This window comes from Streptomyces longhuiensis, assembly GCF_020616555.1.
GTDB classification, from domain to species: Bacteria; Actinomycetota; Actinomycetes; order Streptomycetales; family Streptomycetaceae; genus Streptomyces; species Streptomyces longhuiensis.
On the sequence record NZ_CP085173.1, the window covers coordinates 1,525,939 to 1,547,934 of the forward strand.

The following is a 21,996-nucleotide window of genomic DNA, read 5'->3' on the forward strand; positions in this document are numbered from 1 at the left end:
TCTTACGGCAAAGAACTTTGTCAATCGGGGCGGGGTCGGCGCAGTCTCGGTGACGAATGGAGGCAATCCCCATGAGTAATCACCTGAACGAGCAGGCCGGCCGGCGGACGAGGCAGCAGATGGAGACGACGATGAGCGTTCACCCTTCGCAGGACGAGCGGCGCTACGACGTCGTGGTGATCGGCGGTGGAGCCGCCGGGCTGAGCGGGGCCCTGACCCTGGGCCGGGCACGCCGCTCGGTCCTCGTGATCGACGCGGGCGAGCCGCGCAACGCCCCGGCCGACGGCGTGCACAACTACCTGGGCCACGAGGGCACACCCCCCGGCGAGCTGCTTGCCACCGGCCGCGGGGAGATGCTCCGGTACGGCGGGGAGATCGTGGCGGGCCGCGTCGTCACGGCCGAGCGCGACGGCGACGGATTCCGGGTCGTCCTCGACGACGGCGGCGAGGTGCGGGCCGCCCGCCTGCTGGTCACGACGGGCCTGGTGGACGAGCTGCCGGAGGTGCCCGGCTTGGCGGGACTGTGGGGCTCGGACGTCCTGCACTGCCCGTACTGCCACGGCTGGGAGGTCCGCGACCAGGCGGTCGGCGTCCTCGGAACGGGACCGGCCGCGGTGCACCAGGCCCTGATGTGGCGGCAGTGGACCAAGAGCGTCACCCTCCTCCTGCACACGGCGCCCGAGCCGTCCGACGAGAAATACGAGCAGCTCGCCGCCCGCGGCATCAGCGTGGTCGACGGAACGGTGAGCGCGCTGGAGAGCGAGAACGGCCGGCTGGCCGGGGCGCGCCTGGAGCGCGGGACGCTCGTGCCGGTCCAGGCGCTGGTGGTCGCGCCCCGGTTCACCGCGCGCGCCGGCTTCCTCGGCTCCTTGGGACTCGATGCCTCCGAGCAGGAGATGAACGGCATGGTGATCGGCACGCGCATCCCCGCCGGTCCCACCGGTCAGACGGCGGTGCCGGGCGTGTGGGCGGCGGGCAACGTCACCGAGCTCACCGAGCAGGTCATCGGCTCGGCCGCCGCGGGGCTGCGCGCGGCCGCGGCCATCAACGCGGATCTGATGGCGGCGGAGACCCGGGCCGCCGTCGAGGCGCGGCGCGCCGACTTCTCCGATGCCTCGGACGTCTCCGATGTCTCAGACGTCTCCGGCTTCTCCCCGGAGGCCGAACGCCGGGTGTCCGAGCGGGTTCTCGGCAGCCGGCGTCACGGCCTGTGACGCGGGGAGGCCTCCTCAGGCCGCACGACTTGAGGAGGCACGTCGGCGCAGTGCGGCGCGCGTCCCGTCGTCCATGAATCCGGCCTCGACAGCCGCCAGGTCGAGGGCCTCGAGCGCGGGTGCGTCGAAGCCGAGGTCACGCGCGAGGAGCCGGTACTCGTCGCTCAGGAGCGAGCGGGTCTGCATGGGGTTGTCGTCGCCGAGGACGACGCGCACACCGGCACGGCGGAAGCGGGGCGCGGGGTGGTCGTGGAGTGAACTCGTCGCTCCGGTGTACCAGTTGGAGGTGGGACAGACCTCGACGGTGAGGCCGGTGTCCGCGGCCCACGCCATCGTCTCGGCGTCGTCCGCGATGTGAGTTCCGTGACCGATGCGGGTGACGCCGAGTTGCTCGACCGCCTCCCGCGCGGCGGAGGCCGGGCCCGCCTCGGCGGCGTGGCAGGTCAGCCCGAGACCGGCCGCGCCCGCGAGGGCGAACGCCCCCGCGTGGGCGCGTACGTCGGGGTGGAGCGCCTCGTCCCCGGCCAGGTCGAGGCCGACGACACCGTCGCCGGCCCGGCGGGCCGCGCCGCGGGCCACGTCCTCGTTGAGCTCTGCCCCGTGGTGGCGCAGGGCCGCGACGACGATACCGGCGGGCATCCCGGTGGCGGCGACGCCCTCGTGCAGCCCCTGGCAGGCGGCCGCGATCACGTCGTCGAGGCCGAAGCCGGGCCGGACGTGGGTGGCGGGCCCGAAGCGCAGTTCCAGATAGTCCTGGCCGTCGGCCGCCGCGTCCTCGACGGCCTCGCGGGTGATACGGGCCAGAGTCTCGCCGGTGTCGAAGAAGGGGTACGTCGCCGCCACCTTGGCGAGGTAGACGGTGAGGTCGGCGGGGCCGTCGAGCCGGATGGCCGTCTCCCAGCCCTGCTCGGGTTCCACGAGGCCGGCGCGCCCGGCGAGTTCGGCCGCGGTGGACGGGCGGACCCGCCCCTCCAGGTGGGTGTGCAGGTTGATCAGCATGGTGTACCCCGTCGTGATCAGAGCGCGAGCATGCGCTCGGTCAGATGGGCCGCCACGTCGGTGTCCGTGGCGAGGACGACGCGGCAGCGGGCGCCGGGCTGGTCCGGGAAGCCCTGGTGGGCGCCGCGCAGGTCGCAGATGGTCTGACCGCGGCCGGGGCCGTCGGTGTCGTCCACCGTCACGTGCACGCGGGGGGCGAGGCTCGCCGCGACTCCGCCGGTGGCGACGGCGGCGGCCAGCGGGTCGTGCGCGGCGCAGCACGGGCGGCCGAACGTCTGGACGTAGAAGGCGAAGTAGAGATCGAGCATCTCGCCGAGTGCGCGCGCCAGGGGGCGTTCCGACTCCAGCAGTTGCGTGCGGTGCGACTCCTCGAGGGTGTGCGAGAGGGTCACGTCGAGGGGGACGAGGGTGATGTCCCACGGCGCGGCGAGGACGGCGTTGGCCGCCTCGGGGTCGTTGTAGATGTTCGCCTCGGCGACGGGCGTGACGTTCCCGGAGACGAGTCCGGCGCCGCCCATGACGGTGATGTCCTGGACCAGCGAGGGGAGTTCGGGGTCGAGCTTGAGGGCGGCCGCGATGTTGGTGAGGGGGCCGGTGGTCAGGAGCCGCAGGCGGCCGCCGTGGGCGTGGGCGAGGCGGACGATCATCTCGGGGCCGCTCTCGGCCTCGGGGGCGGCCTGGGCGTCGGCCACCTCGATGTCGCCGATGCCGTTCACGCCGTGGATGTGGGGGACGCCGCCGGGGAAGGTGCCGGCGAGCGGGTCGTGCTCGCCGACGGCGACGGGTATCTCGGGCCGTCCCGCCAGTTCGAGGAGCGCGAGGGTGTTGCGGGCGGCCTGCGTCGAGTCGACGTTGCCGCTGACCGTGCCGATGCCGACGAGGGAGATCTCGGGCGAGGCCAGGAGATAGGCGAGGGCCATCGAGTCGTCGATGCCGGTGTCGCAGTCGAAGTAGAGCGGCTGCGGTGCGTTGTTCATGGGGGTTCTCGACTTTCTTGTGTACGTGGGGAGTTCGGCGGGGTGAGGACGTCAGGGGTGGTCGGTGCGGGGCGCCGCGATGAACAGGCTGGTCCCGAGGGCGAGCACGGTGATGGCGACCGAGATCCACAGGGCGGTGGCGTAGCCGCCGGCCGTGGCGCGGGCCGCGTACGGGGCGACGATGCCGATGCCGAGGCCCGCGCCGATGCCGAACGCGGCGCCGTTCAGCCCGGGGAGCGCCGCGGGCGCGTCCTTCGGGGAGAGGAGGACACCGAGACCGTTGAGCGTCGTGAGGACCAGGCCGTTGTACGTGATGCCGAGGAACGCGACCGCCGCGAGGACGAGCCACTTGTCGAGCGGGAAGGCCGCGACGGCGCAGAGGGCCACGACGCTCAGGACGAGGCCGGCGCGCAGCGTGGTGAGCCAGCCCCGCTTGCCCGCGAGCCACCCGGCCATCGGCGCGGCCCCGAGGCCGATGAGCGCGGCCGGGGTGAGGAAGAGCAGCGCGGAGTCGGTCGCGGAGAGGCCGAAGCCGGTGTCGGGGTTCTGGCTGATGACGACGACGGTGAAGTTGATGACGGCGAAGACGCCGGACAGGACGAGCACCGTCGTCGTGACGAGGGGCCACATGCGGCGGGACTTGAGGTGGGTCAGGGAGACCAGCGGGGTGGCCCGGCCGCGCTCGACGAGGCCGAAGGCGAGGGCGGAGACAAGGGTTCCGGCGAGGTAGCCGAGGGTGCTCGGGCTCGTCCATCCGTCGGACGAGCCGTGCGAGACGAAGTACGTGACGCAGTACAGCGCGACGGACAGTGCGCCCGCGCCCCACCAGTCCATGCGGCCCGCGGTGACCGACGGCCGGTCCTTGGGGATGAACACCGCGACGCACACGGCCGCGAGGACACCCACCACGAGGATGACGGCGAAGATCGCGCGGAACCCGTAGCGGTCGGAGAGTGCGCCGCCGAAGAATCCGTCGACACCGCCGACACCGCCGTTGATGGCGGTGAGGACTCCGAGTGCGGTGCCGAAGACCTTCGCGCTCAGGCGTTCGTTGAGGATCACGTACGCGATCTGGAAGGCGGCACTCGACGCGCCCTGGAGGACCCGGCCGATGAGCAGGACCGGCAGGTTGGGCGCCAGGAAGCAGATCAGGGTGCCGACGGCCGTCACGGCGAGCACCGCGACGAGGACCTTGCGCCGTCCCACGAAGTCGCTGATCCGGCTGAGGACGACACCGCCGATGGCGCCGGCCAGGAAGAACAGCGAGGACACCTGGGCTATGCCGTCCACGCTGCCGCCGAGCCGCTCGGCCATGTCGGGCAGGGCGGGCGTGACCATGCTCGCGTTGAGCTGGAACGAGATCACACCGAGCAGCAGTGTGGCGACCAGGCCCACGACCCGCGCGCCGCGCAGGGGCGGCGCGTCGGACGCGGCCGCGGGGCCGGCGCTCTCTCTGTTCTGCACACCGTGAGTAACCATGCTGGACACCTTGATTTCGTAGCGTCGCCGTCCGGTTGATGTGTGATGTTATACCTCTCGGTCCGACATGCGTCCAGAGCCGTATTTCTGGGGCTACGCTGGTGCCCCATCCAGCCAGCACGGCCTAGTGAGGTGCAGTGGTCGCGACCGTCGACAACTTCGGCGACTTCTTCGATCAGCCCCTGACGGTTCCCCTCGGGCAGCCGCGACGGGTGGCGGTCTACTCACGCCTCGCCGCCGGCATCCGCGCGCAGGTCTTCCCGCTCGGCTCGCTCCTGCCGAAGGAGAGCGACCTCGGCACCCGCCTCGGCGTCAGCCGTACGGTCGTCAGGGAGGCCCTGATGCTCCTGGAGGAGGACGGGCTCATCCACACGCGGCGCGGTGTCGGCCGTTTCGTGGCACCCGAGTTGCCCCGCGCGGGCCTCGAACGGCTGCGGCCCTTCGAAGAGGTGCTCGCCTCCCAGGGCCAGACGGTCGGTGTGGAGAACCTTCAGGCGACCATCCAGCACGCGACGGACTTCGTGGCGGGCGGTCTCAAGCTGGACCCCGATGCCAACACGTGGTTCTGGGAGACCCGCCTCACGCGCGACGGCGAGCCGGTGGCGCTCGTCCAGGAACACATCCCGGCCGGACGCGACCTGCGCGACATCAGCCCCTTGCTCGCCGAGCGCCTGCGGGACCCGCAGGATCCGGGCCGCACCCTCTTCGCCGTCATGACGGACGTGCTGGGCCCCGTCTTCGGCCCGGGCGAGTGCGCGATGACGGCGGGCGTCGCGGGGGCCACCCGCGGACGCCTGCTGTCCCTGGCCCCCTCCGCCCCGCTGCTGATCCTCACCCAGACCGCCCAGCACGGCGGCCGGGCGGCCTATCTCGCGAAGTACATCGTCCGCGCCGGGGAACGGCTCTCGATCAACCAGCCGCCGCAGTCGTAGGACGCCCGACGGGCCGCGCTCCGTGGGCCGCCCGGCGTGACGGGTCAGCCGCCGCCCATCCCACCCTGCGCGGCCACCATCGTCATGCCGAGGCCACCGATCGCCTTGCCCAGGCCGGGGGCCACGGCGTCGAGGCGCCCTGTCAGTTCCTCGATGCGTTCCTTGCGGGCGTGGGCGTCCGCGCGGGAGACGACCGACCGGATGCCGCCGACGGCGGCCAGGGCCACCAGCGCGGCGTCGGCGGGCGCGATCCGCGCGGCGGGCTCGGTGCCGTGCAGGAGCCCGGCCGCCGTGGCCTGGAGCGAGGTGACGGCGGACGCGTCCCGCACCGTCACCTCGCGCCGGGACCGGCCGAAGGACCTCTTCTCCTCGACGGCGATGACCCCCTGGGCGACGAGCCGGTCCTCGACCGCGTGCAGCGTCTCCTTGCGGTCGTGCCTGATCCAGGACTTCCAGCCGCGCCGGTCGCGCGCGACATGGTCGAGCGTCAGGTCGAGGACCGGGTCCCCGGTCGGTCCCGGCGTCGCGACGGACACATCGCCGTCGGAGGCGACGAGGTTCCCCCGGATCGCCAGTTCGGCCAGGACGGCGGCCCGCAGCAGGAATCCGGTCCTCGTACGGTCGTAGAGGTCGTGGGCGGGGGTGTCGTAGGCCGTCAGGTAGATCCGGCCGTACAGGGTCTGCGTCATGACATCGACGCTACGACCCCCGTGGCCGGGAGTGATCCTCCCAGCGGGGGAACGGCGCTGGGCACCACGGATGAGTGGGCCGGGCGCGCTCGTCCTGACGGATGAGTCGCGCCACCGGGGTCGCCGGACGTCAGGCGCTCTCCTTGACGTAGGCCTCCAGCAGGTCGGCGAGCTCCATCGGGTGACTCAGCGCCGCCAGATGCCCGCCTGGCACCTCGTCCGGAATGATGCCGAGCCGGTCCTCCGCCACCCGGCGCTGGAAGTCGGCCGGGAAGAAGCGGTCGTCACGGCCGGTCACCACCCGGGTCTCCACCGCCGGCCACACGTCGAGGCTGAACGGTGTGGCGAAGACCGCCTCGGACTCGTCCTGGTCGTGCTCCGCCGACGCGTCGATCTGTGCCTGCGACAGATCGTGCAGGAAGTACGTCTCCAGGTCTGTCTCCGCGTCGGGGTCGCGTCCCTCGCGCACGTCGTTCGCGCGGCGGGCGGCCTCCTGACCCGTGTTGGCCCACCACTCCCCCGGTGTCTCGCCGGGCCGCGGGATCATCCCGTTGACCAGTACGAGGAGCGACACGGGCAGGCGCGGGCAGACCAGCGGTGCGGTGAACCCGCCCAGCGACTGCCCCACGACCACCAGGTCGGTCCGGTCACCGACCGCGTCGACGACCGTGTCCACGTACTCCGGAAGACCAGCCCGGGCATCGTCCCCGGGAAGGTCCACGGAGACGACGTCCCGCCCCCGGAGGCTCAGTTCCTCACTGACCCCGTGCCAGTACCAGGCCGAGCCGCCGGCTCCGGGGATCAACACGTACGTGGTCATGGCGCACCCTCCACGATGGGACCGTCCGTCTTCTGTGTGACCGTCGCCGTGACGACCGTCCTCTCTCTGACTGTCGGTCCCCGCGGAACTCACCGCATGTCGACGGGCCGCTCCTCGGACTCGAACGGGAAGCGACGGCGGAAGTCGTCGGCCGCGTCCTCCAGGGTGCAGAAGGAGACGCCCTCGTGCGCCGAGACGTACTCGATGAAGCGCTCCAGCATCAGCAGCACCTGGGGGCGGCCGGAGACGTCCGGGTGCAGGGTCACGGGGACGACCGCGTAGTCGAGCTCGCGGTGGACCCAGTCGAACTGGTCCTTCCAGTCCTGTTCGAGCGCGCGCGGGGACACGTAGCCGTGGCTGTTGTGGGAGTGCTTGTTGAACATCATGGGCGGGAGGTCGTCCACGTACCAGTTGCCGCAGAACTCGACGAGGTCGACCTCGTGACCGTGGATGAGGGGCTTCATCCAGTCCTTCGCCTCGCCGGAGTAGTCGATCTTCGTCCACGAGTCGCCGACGCGGGCGTAGAAGGGGGTGAAGTCCCGGTAGTTCTGGGAGTGGTCGTAGGAGAAGCCGTACTTGTGGAGCAGTGCGGCGGTGGACTCGGACATCTCCCACCAGGGGGCGACGTAGCCCTTGGGCCTGCGGCCGGTGAACTGTTCGATCAGTTCGACGGACTTCGCGAGGACGTCCTCCTCCTGCTGGGGAGACATCGCGATGGGGTTCTCGTGGCTGTAGCCGTGCGCGCCGATCTCATGGCCCGCCTCGACGACCATGCGGGTCTGCTCGGGGAACGTCTCGATCGAGTGGCCGGGGATGAACCATGACGTGCGGATGCCGTGGCGTTCGAACAGCTTGAGCAGGCGGGGGGTGCCGATCTCGCCGGCGAAGACGCCGCGCTGGATGTCGTTCGGGGAGTCCTCGCCGCCGTAGCTGCCGAGCCAGCCGGCGACGGCGTCGACGTCGACTCCGAGGGCGATCTTGATGTCCTTCATGGGGGCGGCTCCTAGCTCACAGGGCGGTACGGATACGGGCGACGGCGTCGTCGAGCGCGGCGGTGTCGGTGGGTGTCCAGTCGCGTTCGGCCATGCTGTGGACGGAGATCCATCCGGTCATGGCTCCGCCGGTCTCTACGGGGGCGAGCATCTGGGCCTGCACCCCGTAGACGTCGACGAGGGCCTGCGGCGGGTGCGGTTCCACGTGGAAGTGGGGCTGGATCAGGGGCTTCCGTCGCTGTTCGAGCCACACGACGGTGTTCAGGTTGCGCTGATCGAGCGACGCGTCGCGGCGGATCGGGCGGACGCCGGGGCGCAGCGCCTCTCCGGCGGTGAGGTCGACGTGCAGGCCGAGCTCGGGCAGGTCGACACGGAACGTGGTGCGGTCGGCGCCGGTCGCGGCGAGGAGGCCGGTGAGGGTGTCCTGGATCAGGGCCCGCAGGCCGCCCGAGCGGAGCAGGTCGCCGTGGCCGGTGAGGCGGGGCGCGGCGCCCGCGAGGTCGAGGGCCTTCCAGAGGGTGACGGTGACCGAGTCCAACACCGGTATGTGAAGGGCCTGTTCGAGGCGCTCTGCCTCCGACGCGCCGTGCACGTTCGTGCAGACGACGGCCACCGCGTGCGTGTCGCCCTCGGCGGCCTGCTCGATCCGGCGGGCGACGTCGGCGGCGGGGATCCGGGCGAAGGCCTCGTTGTCGTCCTCGCCGAACGGCTCCGCGAGGGAGCAGGTGATCCCCTCTTTCGCGTAGGTGTCGACGATCCGGTCGCACACGTCCCGGGTGTAGGGCAGCGCGAGCCCGAGGCGGGTGACGCCGTACGCGGCGCAGGCGTCGAGGAGGGCGAGCGTGGAGGTGGTGGCGGGGATGCCGGTCTCGGCGGTGATCGCGGCGGCGAGTGCGCGGTCGCGTTCGATACCGAGCCATGAACCCGAGGTGCCGTTCCACGCGATGACGTCGACCTTGGCGTCGGCCAACTGGCGGGCCGCGGCCAGCATCGGGCCGGGGTCGAACTGGGCGTCGCTGTCCCCGTCCAGGGCGATCCGGGTGACCGGAACGCGCGCGAAGTGGGCGGTCGCGGCGTTCGTGCCGTGCAGGAGGGCGTAGGTCTCCGGCTCCAGTGCGGTGTTGGACGACGGTGTGAGCATCCCGAGGCGGGGCGGTGTGTGACTGGTCATCGGGTGGCGAGCCTCCTGGAGTAGTCGATGACGAGGGACGAGACGGTGAACAGGACGCCGGCGCCGACGAAGTAGAGCAGCGCCCAGGTGTAGGAGCCGGTGCCGCCGACGATGAATCCGACGGCGATGGGCGTGACGATTCCGGCGATGTTGCCGGAGAGGTTCATGGCGGCGCCGACGACGCCCGCGTTGGCCCGCCCGCCGAGGATCGAGGGCAGGGACCAGTAGAGGCCGGCCCAGCGCAGGAAGAAGAGCACGACGGCGAGCAGCGCGACCGCGGTCAGGGCGTCGGGGACGAGGACGACGCCGAGGAGCCCGGCGACGACGGCGGCGCCGGCGATGCCCATCAGGGTGCGCATCACGCGGTTGGCTCCGGCGCCGGTGGCCTGCCAGCGGTCGGAGATCCAGCCGCCGGTCAGCTCGCCCACGAAGCCCGCGCCGAAGATGGCGAGGGTGGACCAGCCGATGGTCTTGATGTCGAAGCCCTTGGTCTCCGAGAGGTAGAGCGGGCCCCAGGTGAGGATGCCGTAGAAGACGCCGTTGAAGCCCATCCAGCCCAGGCACATGCCCCAGAACGAGCGGTACTTGAGGTAGGCGCCGAGACGGGCGCGCCGGTCGGTGCCGGCGGCGGCGTCCTCGGCGGCGTGGGCGCGGTCGATGTAGTCGGCCTCCGCCGCGTTGACGCGGCGATGGGCGCGCGGGGTGTCGCGCAGGAACCACAGGGCGAAGAAGCCGATGGCCGCGGTGAGGACACCGGCGACGACGAAGCTGATGCGCCAGCTGCCGGTCCAGGCGATGAGTCCGGAGATGGCGATGCCGCCGAGTGCGGAGCCGAGCGGTGCGCCGCCGTCCATGAGTACGGCGCCGCGGCCGCGTTCCTTCGCGGGCAGCCAGTTGGCGTTGAGTTTGCCGCCGGCGGGCATGACCGGCGCCTCCACCGCGCCGAGGAGCAGGCGGAACCCGAGGAGGGAGCCGACGCCGGTGGCCGCGCCGGTGAGTCCCGTGGCGACGCCCCAGCCGACGCAGGCGCCGCCGGCCATGTAGCGGGGCCCGAAGCGGTCGATGAGCCAGCCGCTGGGGATCTGCATCAGGGCGTACGTCCAGAAGAACGCGCTGAGGACGAAGCCGGTGACCTCCTTGGAGAGGTGGAGGTCCTCGGTGATGAGCGGCAGCGCCACGGAGACGGAGCCGCGGTCGATGTAGTTGAGGGCCACGACGGCCAGGAGAAGGACGAAGACTTTCCAACGGGTGCGTGTGGGCCGGGCTGCGGGGGCGGGCCCCGCGTCGGCCCCGGTTCTTTCATCTGTGCTGTGTACGGGGTTGACCTGCGACATGGCGGACCCTCGATTCGGCAGACTTCGGGTACGTGCTGACGTGCAACTTCCGCGCTATGGCATACCAAACAATGAAGGGAACCCCAGGGCCTCGTCAAGCGTTTGGTATACCGTAAGAGCAACTTTTCGGGGAGGACACATGACACAGGGCCAGACCCGGGACACCACGTCCCCGACCGGGACGGGGTGGCTGCGCGACCAGGTCTGCGAGGGGATCCGCGACCAGATCATCGGCGGCAGGCTCAAGCCGGGCGACCGCCTCGTCGAACGGGACGTGGCCGAGGAGTTCGGCGTCTCCCGCATCCCGGTGCGCGAGGCGATCCGCATCCTGATGAGCGAGGGGTTCCTCGAGGCCCTGTCCCCGCGGCGCATCGTCGTCAAGGAGCTGTCACGCCAGGACGTGGCGAACCTCTTCGACCTGCGCGAGGCACTTGAGGTCCTCGCGGCGCGCCGCGCGGCGGAGAACGCGGACGAGGTTCAACTACGGCACATGCAGCGCCTGTTGGAGAGTGCCCGCAAGGCCACGCTCGCCGGGCGCCCCGAGCGCGTGTCGCGCGCCAACACCGCGTTCCACCACCACATCGTCGAGATGGCGGGCAACGAACTCCTCGCCGCGACCCTCGAACCCCTGGAGGGCCGGCTGCGCTGGCTTTTCCATCAGATCGACGACCCCACGTCGGTGTGGGAGGAGCACCGCCGCCTCTACGAGACGATCGCCGCCGCCGACCCCGAGGCGGCGGCCGCGTGCGCGCTGCGGCATGTACGCCACTACAGGGAGGTGGCGCTGCGCCTCCTGTTCGACGCGCCCGACACCTACTGAGCCGCAGGGCCGGCCGCCACCGGTCGGCCACACGGCGCCACCCGCTCGAACATGGCTGCGGCGCAGGGGAGTTGGGCGTCGCGCCACTCGGAAAGACTCACGAGGCGCGGGCGGTCAGTGTCCCGCGAGGAGCTTCACCCCCACCACGCCGACCCCGATCACCGCGTCGACCACGGCCGCCAGGCTCGACGCGAGCAGCCCGCCGCCCATCCGGCGGCCGCCCTCGAAGCCCCAGGCGGCGAGGCCGGCGACACCCACGCCGGCCGCGATCCACAGAGCGACATCGAGGTCGAGGGCGCCCGTCGCGGACAGGGCGTCCATCACCAGCGGGCCGCCCGCGGACGACAGGAGAGGGCTGCTGACGTACAGCATGTGCCGCGCCTCGGCGCGCGCCGGGAACCGCTGGTGCACGACGCGGTGCGACTGCACGTCCGCCACCAGCGTGGCCAGCCACAGGCCGACCGCGGTACCCGTCACATAGGCGGCAGCGGTCCAGTGCCCGGTGTGCGGGTTCTGCGCGAGGCCCACGACCACCGCGAGCATCGTGATCGCGGCGTAGATGCGCTCCTTCAGCCGCTCGCGCAGGGTGTTGAGCAACTCCCCTTTTTTCTCCGTATTCACTGCCATGCGCGAACAATAAATGCGGCGCCCGCCGGGAGATCGCTCCCGCCGGACGCCGCATCGGTGTCCGCCGTGATTCGCCTACGGCTTGCGCGCCACCACGGCGTAGATTCCGCCGTCCTCCGGGCGCGGGGCGACCGTGCCCCGGAACCACTCCGTCGCCGTCACCAGGCCCGGCTCCACGAGTTCGAGCCCCTCGAAGAAGCGGCCGACCCCGTCCCGCGAACGGAACCCGAGCTCGATCCCGCCCTTGGCGTACTCGGCCGCCACCTGCGCGGAAAGCTCCGGGAAGATGTCGGACGACGCGTGCGACAGCACGAGGTAACTGCCGGAGGGCAGCGCTTCCACCAGGGTGGAGACGATGTCGTACGGCTCCTGCTCGCCGGGCAGGAAGTGCATGAGCGCGATGAGCGAGAGCGCGATCGGCCGGTCGAAGTCGAGCAGCTTGCGGGCGTGGTCGAGGATCTCCCGGGGCGCGCGCACATCCCCCTGGACGTAGTCGGTCATGCCCTCGGGGCTGCTGACCAGCAGGGCCTCGGCGTGCCGCAGCACGATGGGGTCGTTGTCCGTGTAGACGACGCGCGACTCGGGGCGGATCCCCTGGACGATCTGGTGCAGGTTCGGCGCGGTCGGGATCCCGGTGCCGATGTCGAGGAACTGGTCGACACCGTTGCCTGCCAGCCACGCGACGGCGCGGTGCATGAACTCCCGGTTCTGGCGCGCCGCGTCCCGCGCCTGGGGAGGCAGTTGCTCCCCCACCTCCTCGTCGACGGGGTAGTTGTCCTTGCCGCCGAGGAGATAGTCGTAGACACGGGCCGGGTGGGGCTTGCTGGTGTCTATCCGGGGGCTGGGTGGTGTCTCTGCCGTCATGGCCACGCAGTCTGCCACAGCAACTCGCTTGTCAGTACGGACGATTGGCGGGCGACCTGCGGAGGGTCAGCTCACACCGACCGATGTGTCGTCGACGACGAACGACGTCTGGAGGGTGGACCCTTCCGTGCCGGTCAGTTTCACGGTCACCGACTGACCCGCGTACGCGCCCAGGTCGAACGTCTTGAGCGCGTAGCCCGAGGCCGCGTCGAGGTTGGAGTACGTGCCGAGCGTCGACAGGACGGTGCCGCCGCTGTTGAGGACCTGCACCTTGAGGGTGTCGTACGCCGTGGTGGTCGTGGTCTCGGCCGTGTCGATGTGGAGGTAGAGGCTGAGGGTGGCCGCGCAGCCGGTCGGGATGTTCACCGTCTGCGACAGGGTGTCGGTGTGGGCCGAGCCGTAACCGTTCATCCAGGCCTTGTAGGTGCCGGTGCGCGCGGGTTCGCCGGTGTCGTCGGTGATGACGCCGCTGGAGGCGGTCCAGGTGGTGCTGCCCGACTCGAAGCCCGGGTTGCCGAGGAGCTGGGCGGCGGTGCAGGTGCCGCCGCCACCCCCGCTGCTGCCGGTGGCACCGGAGAGCCACTCGGTGGCGTTCAGGGCGAGGGGCGCGTTCGTGCCCGCCGGGTCGTTCCAGCCGTCGTAGAGCGTGTTGCCCGACTGGCCCGTACCGTCGTCGATCGGGGAGCTGTCGCCCCAGAACGCGACGCGGCCGCTGCCGAACGTGCTGGTGGCGAAGAAGGCGCCCGTGTTGCCGGAGGAACCGGTGCGGTAGACGAGGCCCTTGACCGAGGAGTTGTCGGCCGGCTTGAGCGTGGCCGTGGTGCCGCTGCGGATGATGCTGCCGCCGACCTTGCCGAACGACCCGTTGATGACGGGGTCGGAGGTGGAGGTGATGGCCTTCGGGTTGTCGGTGCTGATGCTCAGCGTGTCGACGGAGAAGCCGAACGGATCCGTGGAGTCGACGGAGTTGTCGGTCATGAGGTCGTTGATGACCTCGACCGCGTCGATGCCGTCGTTGTTGCGGTCCGCGCCGGTGTGGTCGGAGATGAGGAAGAGGCCGCCGCCGTTCTGGACGAACTTCATGACGGCGGTCTTCTCCGCCGCGCTGAGCAGCACGTTCGGCTCGGGCAGCACGAACGTGTCGAAGTTCTTGAGGTCCAGGGCCGACGAGGTCCCGTACGTGATGGTGTTGCCCGACGGCAGTGTCTTGAGCGCGTAGTCGCCGGTCTTCTGGAGGCCCACGCCCCATGCGGAGAGCGCGCCCGTCCAGTCGTTCTCGGCCGAGGGGGTCGCGTCCTGGCCGAGCGGGTCGGGCTGGCTGGTGCCGATGATCCAGTCGGCGTTGCCGGCGGTCTCGGCCTTGGTGTTGTCGAAGAGCACGCGGTGGGGCGTCGCGGCGGCGGCCGGGGCCGCACCGGCCTGACCTGCCGTCACACCGGCGAGGAGCATTCCGAAGACGGCGGCCGCGCAGGCGACGCGGCGGCGGGGACGTCTGGATCCGAGCATCCGTCATACCTCCGTGAGGGGTGGGGAGAAGGCGGTGCGGGCGTCGAGTCTGCGCGCGTAGAACACCCACCGTGCGGAGGGAGAGCCACGCGTAATTGAACAGTACATGGCAAGTTGGTGGCACCGACAGGTCACTGCAGACCGATACGCCGCGCGATCTCCTCGGTGTGCCGCAGCCGCGCCGGCGCGTCCTCGCCGAGAGCCCCGACGACTCCGGCGACGACGGTCTCGATCACGGCGAGGGTCGGCACGAAGCTGTCGTACGGCGACGGCGTCGTGACGAGGCTGGTCAGCACCACCTCGGCGTGCGCGGAGACCGGGGAAAGCCACCTGTCCGTGAACAGGACGACCTTTCCCCCCTGCCGCACGGCGAGTTCGGCCATGGTGACCTTGTCCTGCTCGTAGCGGCGGAAGTCGAAGACGACGAGGACGTCACGACGGGTGAGCGAACCCAGGGCCGCGGTGCGCTCCACGTCGAGAGCGGGCAGCAGTTTGACGTCGTCACGCAGTTGCATCAGATGCAGGCCCAGGTAGTGGGCGAAGAGATGGGTGAAGCGCCCGCCGGCCAGGAGGACGCGCCGCTTTCCGTCTGCCAGCAGGGAGACGGCGCGTTCCAGGTCGTGGGGCGGGAGCTCGGCGAGTGTCTGGGCCACGGCCGAGCTGAAGACGCTGCCGCCCCGCTGGATCAGGGAGTTCTCACCGTCCGGCGTCTCGGCGAAGCTGCCGTGGTCGGCGGACTGGTACAGGGACAGGGGCGAGGCGTTGCGCTCGTCGAGCTCCTCGCGCAGGGCGGTCTGGAAGTCGGGAAACCCTTTGTAGCCGATCCGGTTGACGAAGCGGATGACGGTGGGGGCGCTCACCGCAGCCCGATCGGCGAGAACGGCGATGGTCTCGAACCCGGCGGAGGGGTAGTTGGCCAGGAGGACGCGAGCGACCTTGCGTTCGGCGGGACTGAGGTCGCCCAGCTTCTGCCGGATCACGTCGGCGAGTGCGCCGGAGGCCATCGTGGGTTCCTTTCGCTTCGTCGGCGGGCGGGGGCCCGTGCGGCGAGCCTAACGCCGTGGGCCGGGGCCGGGTTCCCGGCCTCGACCGAGTCGACAGAGGGCTCCCGCACCGGCCAACGGCGCGATCAAACCGGTGCGGGAGCGTCATGGGGCCGCGTCAGTCGCCGCGACTGTCGCCGAGGTCGGCGATCAGCTCGGCCAGCAGGGCGACACGGCCGGGGACCGAGGCGGTGTCCAGCCATTCCTCGGGGGTGTGATCCGCGCCGCCGACCGGCCCGAGGCCGTCGAGGGTCGGTACTCCGCAGCCGGCGATGGTGTTCGCGTCACCCACCCCACCCGTCGCCGCCGCGCCGAAGGCCAGCCCGAGACGTGCTCCGATGTCCCGGGCCCGGCCGAGCATGCGCCGGGAGGCGTCGGTGTCCTCCATCGGCGGGCAGGAGTCCAGCTCCTCGACCTCGGCGCCGGTGCCGGGGACGGCGGGCCTTGCGGCGATCGCCCGGAGCGCTGCGACGGCCTCGCGCATGCCGTCGTCCGTGGCGGAGCGCACTTCGACGAGGAGCTCCGCGGCAGGGCAGACGATGTTGAACCGGCTGCCCGCGCGGACGACGCCGACGTTGACGGTGACACCGTCCCAGCGGCCGTTCAGCGCCTGGACGGCGACGACGAGGTGGGCGGCGGCCAGGGCGGCGTTGGCTCCCCGCTCGGGTTCGATGCCCGCGTGGGCCGCGCGCCCGGTGACAGCGATCCTGAAATCCGCCACCCCCTTACGGGCGATGACCAGGTCACCGTTCTCACGGGCGCATTCGAGAGCCAGGGCGTAGTGCGCGCCTTCGGCGGCCCGCCGGGTGAGCGGTCTGCTCACGGGGGAGCCGATCTCCTCGTCGGGAGTGGCGAGGAAGACGAGTTCCGCGTAGTCCTCCCGGCCGGCTCGGTTCAGTATCTCGACCGCGGCGAGCCCTGCGACCAGGCCGCCCTTGTCGTCGCTCACCCCCGGGCCGTGGGCGAGGGATCCCTCGACGGTGAAAGGCCGTTCGGCGGCGGCGCCGTCGTCGAAGACGGTGTCCATGTGCGCGGCCAGCAGGATCCTGCGGCCCCCGTCGGCGACGGCGAGGCGGCCCTGTCTGCGGCCGACGAGGGCGTCGCCGACGCGATGGCCGTGGGCCGGCGGCAACGGCACCCGTTCGACGTCGAAGCCCAGGAGGGCGAGACGGGCTCCGACCAGGTCGGCGACCCGGTCGACACCGTCGGCACTGTGGGACCCCGAGTCGACGGCGACGAGTGCGGCGAGGTCCGCGAGGTAGCGCTCCTGGTGCGCGTGGGCGTGGGCCAGCAGCGTCTCGTCGCCGGACCACTGCCGTGCGGGGGCGTTCACAGGACCTTCGAGAGGAAGGTCCGGGTGCGTTCCTGTTCCGGTTCGGCGAGAACGCGCCGGGGGTCTCCGGACTCGACGACGACGCCTTCGTCCATGAACACCGCGAGGTCGGCGACCTCGCGCGCGAAGCCGATCTCGTGGGTGACGACGACCATCGTCATGCCGTCCTCGGCAAGTCCTCGCATGACGTCGAGCACGTCGCCGACGAGCTCGGGGTCGAGCGCGGACGTCGGCTCGTCGAACAACATGAGTTTCGGCTTCATCGCCAGGGCACGGGCGATGGCGACGCGTTGCTGCTGGCCGCCCGAGAGCTGGGCCGGGTAGTGGCCGGCCCGGTCGGCGAGCCCGACCTGGCGCAGGAGGCGCAGCGCGTCGTCCCGGGCCTCCGTCCTGCCGGTGCCCGCGACCTTGACGGGGGCTTCCATGACGTTCTCCAGGGCGGTGAGGTGCGGGAACAGGTTGAACCGCTGGAACACCATGCCGATGTCACGGCGCCGCGCGGCCACCTCGCGTTCGCGCAACTCGTGGAGGCGGGAGCCCTGTTCGCGGTAGCCGACCGGCTCCCCGTCGACGGAGAGCCTGCCACCGTCCGCCCTCTCCAGGTGATTGATGCAGCGAAGGAAGGTGGACTTGCCCGACCCCGACGGCCCCAACAGGCAGCACACCTGGCCGCGTTCGACCGTCAGGTCGATACCCTTGAGGACCTGCAGCTTCCCGAAGTGCTTGCGCACGCCCTCGGCGTGCACCATGGGCGCGCTCAACGCGCGGCCTCCTTCTGTGTGCGGGTGCGTGTTCCTGCGAGCGTTCCGCCGCAGAGACGTCGCAGCGGGGAGGCCGCGGTAGCCCGGGCCGAACCGCGTCCGTAGCGGCGTTCGAGCCATGCCTGCGGGACGCTCAGCAGGCTGACCAGGGCCAGATACCAGAGGGACGCCACCACCAGCATCGGGATGACCTGGTAATTCTGCCCGTACACGTCCTGGATGTTGGACATCAGGTCGTGCGCGGCGATCACCGACACGAGAGCGGTCATCTTGAGCATGTTGATGGTCTCGTTGCCCAGCGGCGGGATGATCACCCGCATCGCCTGGGGCAGCACGATCCGCCGCATGGTGAGTGCCGGACGCATGCCGAGGGAGTGCGCGGCCTCGGTCTGCCCGACGTCGACCGACTGGATTCCGGCGCGCACGATCTCGGAGGCGTAGGCGGCCTCGTTCAGGCCGAGCGCGAGGAGGGCCGCGACGGACGGGGTGAGCAGACTGTTGGTGTCGGCCTGGAAGAAGGTCACGCCGGTGAAGGGAATGCCGATCATCACGTGCTGGTAGAGGGCCCCGGCGTAGCCCCAGAAGATGATCTGCACGAGAAGCGGCGTGCCACGGAAGGCCCAGACGAACAGCGACGAGAGGCCGTACAGGACGGGGTCGTCGGAGAGGCGCATGACGGCCACGAGGGTGCCGAGGACGAGACCGAGGGTCATTGCGGCGGCGGTCAGCCACAGGGTGGTGGCCAGCCCGTCGAAGACGAGTCCGGCGAACAGGTAGTGACCGATGACGTCCCAGTGCAGGTTGTCGTTGCGCGCGAGCGAGCCGACGAGACCGGCCAGTGCGGCGACGGCGGCGACCGCGGCGGCGGCGCGGCCCCAGTGGCGTACGGGGACGATGGGGGAAGCCTCGGGTGCGGGGCCGTCGTTCTGGCGCGGCGTGCCGGTGGCGGTGCTGGTCACGGACATCTCTAGTCCACCGCCGCGTTCTCGGTGGCCTGCTTCAGCGCGATGCCGGCGACGCCGTACTTCGCGCAGATCCTGTTGAGCGTGCCGTCGTCCATCAGTTCCTGAAGGGCTCGCCGGATCGCGCTCGTGAGCCGCGGAAGCTGCTTCGACACGGCGATGCCGTTGGGTGAGGCGCGGTAGCCGGCCGGCGCCTCGGGGTCCTCCGCCAGGTCGAAGGCCTTCCCGCCGTCGGCGGTCTTGGCCGCCCAGCCCGCGGCGGGCTTGGTCACGACGACGGCGCTCACCTTGCCCGAGCGCAGGGCGAGCTGGGCGTCCGAGTCCTTGGGGAACGTCTGGATGTCGGCCGGCCGGTGACCGGCGGACCGGCACGCGGACTGGTGGGCCGAGAGCAGCTTGTGCTGGTTGGTGGCGGCCTGGACGCCGACCTTCCCGCCGCAGAGGTCGTCGAGCGTGACGATCTTTTGCGGATTGCCTTCGGCCACCAGAATCCCGGACCCGGAGCGCGAGTAGTCGACGAAGTCGAGCAGCTTCTCACGCTCCCTGTTGTCGGTGAGCGCCGACATCGCCACGTCGAACTTGCCCGCCTGGATCGCTGGCACGATGCCGTCGAACTTCGTGGGCGTGAAGGCGAACGTCACACCGAGTTTCGCGCCCAGGGCCTGGCCGAGGTCGTAGTCGAGTCCGGTCAGATCGCTCTTGCCCGCTGCCACGAACATGGCGAAGGGCGGGTACGGAACGTCGGTGGCCACGCGGACGGTGCCCGCCTTCCTGATCCGCTCGGGCAGCGCCGCGTGCAGCGTCGCGTCCCGTGCCACGGCGATGTCGGCGGACTTGTCACGGGAGGCCGGTTCGCCGCCGCGGGCGTCGCCCGCTCCGCAGCCGGCGAGCACCACCGTGGCCGCGCAGGCCAGCACGGCCGCCGCCGCGTGGCGAGGCGCAGAGATGTACTTCAACGTCGTTCCCTCTCGGAGGTCCGAGGCGCGCGGAGACCCCGCGGCCGACCTCCCAGAAGTTACACATCAAGCCTCCAGATGGCTAGATGTAATGCACGTTACGTCGATGACACCGGCAGACCTCCGCGTGGGCGACTCGGGAACAGGAGTGGCGGGCGTGCGCGCCCGGCGGCCTACGCCGCGCTGGAGACCGGGGTCGGGACGGGGCGGCCGACATCCGCCATGCGACGCTCCGGGCCGCGGCGGCTCAGCACCAGATGACCGACGAACGCGGCGGGACCGAAGAAGATCTGCGCGGGCACGATCTCGGGGAAATGCCCGGTGAGCGCCTCGACCGTGACCGGTGTGAGGGTCGGCAGGAGCGCGCCGAACACGGCGACGAGGCCGAGCGCGGTGACGAGACCGGGCCGCCCGTAGGCCTTGTACGCGACGGTGCTGTAGAGGGCGTACACGAGGAGGTCGCCCATGCCGAGCACCGCGCCGAGGTCTCCGACGCGCAGGCCCGCGGAGGGCGCGAAGGCGTAGCCCTGCACGGCGTCGAAGAGCCGCTGCGTGATGGGCACGGCCGTGGCGAAGAACAGGTCGTACGCGGCAAGGGCCAGCGCGAACCGGGCCACGTGCCGCAGACGGAGACCGCCCTGGGCGTTGAGGTTGGCGGCACCGACCGCCATCAGCATGATGACGGTGCTGTTGATCAGCCAGTACGGGAGCGCATGGGTCGGGTCGTCCTCGGCGGTGCGCGCGGCGAACCAGTCGGCCGCGAGGAGCGCGGCGATGAGCAGCCACCGGAGCCGGGCGCTTCGGACCACGGGGCCGTAGGCGACGGCGAGGCCGCCCGCCAGGGTGAGGCCGAGGACGGGCGGCAGGAGCGCGCCCGGCAGGGCCAGGTAGAGGAACGGCAGGGCGATGACGAAGCCCATCATGATGACCATGTCGTTGCCGTTGAAGGCTCCGACGGCCGGCCGCGGCAGGGTGACGAGCCGGAAGTACGCGACGCCGGCGAGCGAGACGCCCAGGGCGATGCCCAGCGTGACGAGGGTGAAGAACACGGACTGCGCGGCGCTCACGAGGCCCTCCCGGCGAAGCTGTGCTCGACCAAGTCGCAGCGGTAGCGCCTCAGTTGGTGGCCCTCGACGTCGGTGAGGGCGACGGTCGCGTCGATGCCCGCCGCGGCGAGGCGGCCGGCGATGTCGGCCGGGCTGTTGTCCGCGGCGCACGCGGCGGCGAGTTCGAGCCGCAGCCTGCCGTCGGTGACGTCGGTCCGGTAGCGCATGGGCCACCGGGCGCCCGGCAGCGCGTCGAGGACCTCGATGATGTCGCGCGGCATCACGGCCCCGGCGCGGGTGCTCAGCACGTGGTCGGCCTTGCCGAGGATGTGCGAGGTGGCCGGGACGTTCGCCATCTCGCAGGTGAGGGGTGCGTCGGGCAGACGCCGTACGAGATCGCGGGTGTCGTAGCGGAAGAGCGGCATGCACTCCCGGTACGGGTAGAACGGGGTGGCGACGATGGTGCCGAGCGCACCGGGCTCGGCCGGCTCCCCGGTCTCCAGGTCGCACACCTCGACGAGGCCGATCCCGGCGTCGATGTGCAGATGCCGCTGCGCGCAGATCGCGCCCGCCACCGGAGTCACCTCGGTCATGCCGTAGCCGTCGTGGACGGGGGCGCCGAAGGTCTCCTCGGCGGCCGAGGCCAGGGCCGGTGACAGGACTTCGCTACCCACGTTGATGCGCCGCAGCCGGAAGTCGGCGGGGCCGAGGCCCCGTTCACGGGCGAGGATGACCAACTGGCCCAGATAGCTCGGGTAGGTGACCATCAGGGTCGGAGCGGGGGCGTCGGTGCCTACGGTGAGGTCGAGGGTCTCTGCGGGGGGCACCAGGCCGACCATGCGGATCGCGGCCCCGGCCATGCGGGCCACCTGCATCTCCGCGTACGCGGTGCCGGTGGCGCGGGAGCTGATGTTGAACTGGACGAGGTCCGTGGTGCGTACATTGCCGCGAAGGACCTGCGAGAGAGCCACCAGAGCGGGCCACAGCCGCTCCTCGTAGCGGGAGTACCAGACCTCGGCGGGGCGGCCCGTCGTGCCGGTGGTGCGCGAGGCGAGGAACGGCTCACCGCACAGAAAGTCGCGAGACCGTTTGACGAGGTCCGTCTTCGTGGTGACGGGGACGCGGCCCATGGTCTCGACGGTCAGCGTGGCGGGGTCGACGCCCGCGGCCTCGAAGTGCTCGGCGTAGAAAGGTGACTTGTCGGCCAGGCGCCTGGCGGTGCGGCGCAGGGCCTTGTTCGTCAGGTCGGCGCGCAGTTGCGGGTCGGCGGCCGCGCCCCGCAGGAGTTGTTCGACATCCTCTCCCGGCGAGCCGAACTCGGCGATCGTCGCGAGGGCGTCCTCGACCAGCCGCTCGGCGGACCGTACGTCGATGGGGCGGCCGAGCACCATCGCCAGCGCCATGCGGAACTGCCGTATCCCCGCGTCGAACATGGTTCCTCCCCCGCCTCCGACCCATCGCGCACCGTGAA

General features: G+C 71.2%; 21 protein-coding genes. 3 read left to right on the top strand and 18 right to left on the bottom strand.

Annotated elements, in window-relative coordinates:
• Window positions 1-131 precede the first annotated feature (131 nt).
• Window positions 132-1,214, top strand: a complete 1,083-nt coding sequence (locus tag LGI35_RS07315) for an NAD(P)/FAD-dependent oxidoreductase (RefSeq protein WP_227300228.1) — start codon at window positions 132-134, stop codon at window positions 1,212-1,214.
• Between the two features lie 15 nt (window positions 1,215-1,229).
• Here the strand turns inward: LGI35_RS07315 and add are convergent, their stop codons facing one another.
• Genes add through LGI35_RS07330 form a run of 3 tightly spaced genes read right to left on the bottom strand, consistent with a single transcriptional unit; the run spans window position 1,230 to window position 4,669 of the window.
• The gene (gene add, locus LGI35_RS07320; RefSeq protein WP_227293083.1) at window positions 1,230-2,213 is read right to left on the bottom strand and encodes an adenosine deaminase; all 984 of its coding nucleotides are present in this window, start codon (window positions 2,211-2,213) and stop codon (window positions 1,230-1,232) included.
• Window positions 2,214-2,230: 17 nt separating this feature from the next.
• Complete coding sequence (locus LGI35_RS07325; protein ID WP_227293084.1) at window positions 2,231-3,190, bottom strand: nucleoside hydrolase; 960 nt, start codon at window positions 3,188-3,190, stop codon at window positions 2,231-2,233.
• Window positions 3,191-3,241: 51 nt separating this feature from the next.
• Window positions 3,242-4,669: an MFS transporter gene (locus LGI35_RS07330; RefSeq protein ID WP_227293085.1), complete on the bottom strand. Its 1,428-nt coding sequence runs from the start codon at window positions 4,667-4,669 to the stop codon at window positions 3,242-3,244.
• 137 nt (window positions 4,670-4,806) lie between these two features.
• Between LGI35_RS07330 and LGI35_RS07335 the strand changes: the two genes are divergently transcribed.
• On the top strand, window positions 4,807-5,601 hold the full coding sequence (locus LGI35_RS07335) for a GntR family transcriptional regulator (protein WP_227293086.1): 795 nt from the start codon (window positions 4,807-4,809) through the stop codon (window positions 5,599-5,601).
• Window positions 5,602-5,645: 44 nt separating this feature from the next.
• Here the strand turns inward: LGI35_RS07335 and LGI35_RS07340 are convergent, their stop codons facing one another.
• The 5 genes from LGI35_RS07340 to LGI35_RS07360 all read right to left on the bottom strand — a co-directional run bounded on the left by LGI35_RS07340 (window position 5,646) and on the right by LGI35_RS07360 (window position 10,487).
• Window positions 5,646-6,290: a GOLPH3/VPS74 family protein gene (locus LGI35_RS07340; RefSeq protein WP_227293087.1), complete on the bottom strand. Its 645-nt coding sequence runs from the start codon at window positions 6,288-6,290 to the stop codon at window positions 5,646-5,648.
• Window positions 6,291-6,420: 130 nt separating this feature from the next.
• Window positions 6,421-7,110: an alpha/beta fold hydrolase gene (locus tag LGI35_RS07345; protein WP_227293088.1), complete on the bottom strand. Its 690-nt coding sequence runs from the start codon at window positions 7,108-7,110 to the stop codon at window positions 6,421-6,423.
• Between the two features lie 89 nt (window positions 7,111-7,199).
• Window positions 7,200-8,102 (bottom strand): polysaccharide deacetylase family protein, encoded by a 903-nt coding sequence (locus tag LGI35_RS07350; RefSeq protein WP_227293089.1) that lies wholly within the window; start codon window positions 8,100-8,102, stop codon window positions 7,200-7,202.
• Window positions 8,103-8,118: 16 nt separating this feature from the next.
• Entirely contained in the window at window positions 8,119-9,273 is a 1,155-nt protein-coding gene (locus LGI35_RS07355; RefSeq protein WP_227293090.1) for a maleate cis-trans isomerase family protein, read from the bottom strand.
• A complete protein-coding gene (locus LGI35_RS07360; RefSeq protein ID WP_264484669.1) occupies window positions 9,270-10,487 on the bottom strand; it encodes an MFS transporter in 1,218 nt (405 codons plus the stop codon). Before LGI35_RS07360 ends, LGI35_RS07355 begins: the two co-directional genes overlap by 4 nt.
• A 259-nt stretch (window positions 10,488-10,746) precedes the next feature.
• Between LGI35_RS07360 and LGI35_RS07365 the strand changes: the two genes are divergently transcribed.
• A complete protein-coding gene (locus LGI35_RS07365; RefSeq protein WP_227293092.1) occupies window positions 10,747-11,427 on the top strand; it encodes a GntR family transcriptional regulator in 681 nt (226 codons plus the stop codon).
• 114 nt (window positions 11,428-11,541) lie between these two features.
• Here the strand turns inward: LGI35_RS07365 and LGI35_RS07370 are convergent, their stop codons facing one another.
• The 10 genes from LGI35_RS07370 to LGI35_RS07415 all read right to left on the bottom strand — a co-directional run bounded on the left by LGI35_RS07370 (window position 11,542) and on the right by LGI35_RS07415 (window position 21,958).
• Window positions 11,542-12,054: a hypothetical protein gene (locus tag LGI35_RS07370; RefSeq protein WP_227293093.1), complete on the bottom strand. Its 513-nt coding sequence runs from the start codon at window positions 12,052-12,054 to the stop codon at window positions 11,542-11,544.
• Window positions 12,055-12,129: 75 nt separating this feature from the next.
• Window positions 12,130-12,918 (bottom strand): SAM-dependent methyltransferase, encoded by a 789-nt coding sequence (locus tag LGI35_RS07375; RefSeq protein WP_227293094.1) that lies wholly within the window; start codon window positions 12,916-12,918, stop codon window positions 12,130-12,132.
• 66 nt (window positions 12,919-12,984) lie between these two features.
• Window positions 12,985-14,424: a hydrolase gene (locus LGI35_RS07380; RefSeq protein ID WP_227293095.1), complete on the bottom strand. Its 1,440-nt coding sequence runs from the start codon at window positions 14,422-14,424 to the stop codon at window positions 12,985-12,987.
• 131 nt (window positions 14,425-14,555) lie between these two features.
• Window positions 14,556-15,428, bottom strand: coding sequence for a MurR/RpiR family transcriptional regulator (locus LGI35_RS07385; protein WP_227293096.1), 873 nt, complete (start codon window positions 15,426-15,428; stop codon window positions 14,556-14,558).
• 157 nt (window positions 15,429-15,585) lie between these two features.
• Window positions 15,586-16,800, bottom strand: coding sequence for a M20/M25/M40 family metallo-hydrolase (locus LGI35_RS07390; RefSeq protein ID WP_227293097.1), 1,215 nt, complete (start codon window positions 16,798-16,800; stop codon window positions 15,586-15,588).
• A complete protein-coding gene (locus LGI35_RS07395; protein ID WP_227300229.1) occupies window positions 16,797-17,549 on the bottom strand; it encodes an amino acid ABC transporter ATP-binding protein in 753 nt (250 codons plus the stop codon). Before LGI35_RS07395 ends, LGI35_RS07390 begins: the two co-directional genes overlap by 4 nt.
• Before the next feature lie 8 nt (window positions 17,550-17,557).
• On the bottom strand, window positions 17,558-18,526 hold the full coding sequence (locus tag LGI35_RS07400; RefSeq protein WP_227293098.1) for an amino acid ABC transporter permease: 969 nt from the start codon (window positions 18,524-18,526) through the stop codon (window positions 17,558-17,560).
• A 2-nt stretch (window positions 18,527-18,528) separates the two neighbouring features.
• Window positions 18,529-19,479, bottom strand: coding sequence for an ABC transporter substrate-binding protein (locus LGI35_RS07405; RefSeq protein ID WP_227293099.1), 951 nt, complete (start codon window positions 19,477-19,479; stop codon window positions 18,529-18,531).
• 173 nt (window positions 19,480-19,652) lie between these two features.
• The gene (locus LGI35_RS07410) at window positions 19,653-20,546 is read right to left on the bottom strand and encodes a hypothetical protein (protein WP_227293100.1); all 894 of its coding nucleotides are present in this window, start codon (window positions 20,544-20,546) and stop codon (window positions 19,653-19,655) included.
• Window positions 20,543-21,958, bottom strand: a complete 1,416-nt coding sequence (locus LGI35_RS07415) for a phenylacetate--CoA ligase family protein (protein WP_227293101.1) — start codon at window positions 21,956-21,958, stop codon at window positions 20,543-20,545. Before LGI35_RS07415 ends, LGI35_RS07410 begins: the two co-directional genes overlap by 4 nt.
• Window positions 21,959-21,996 lie beyond the last annotated feature (38 nt).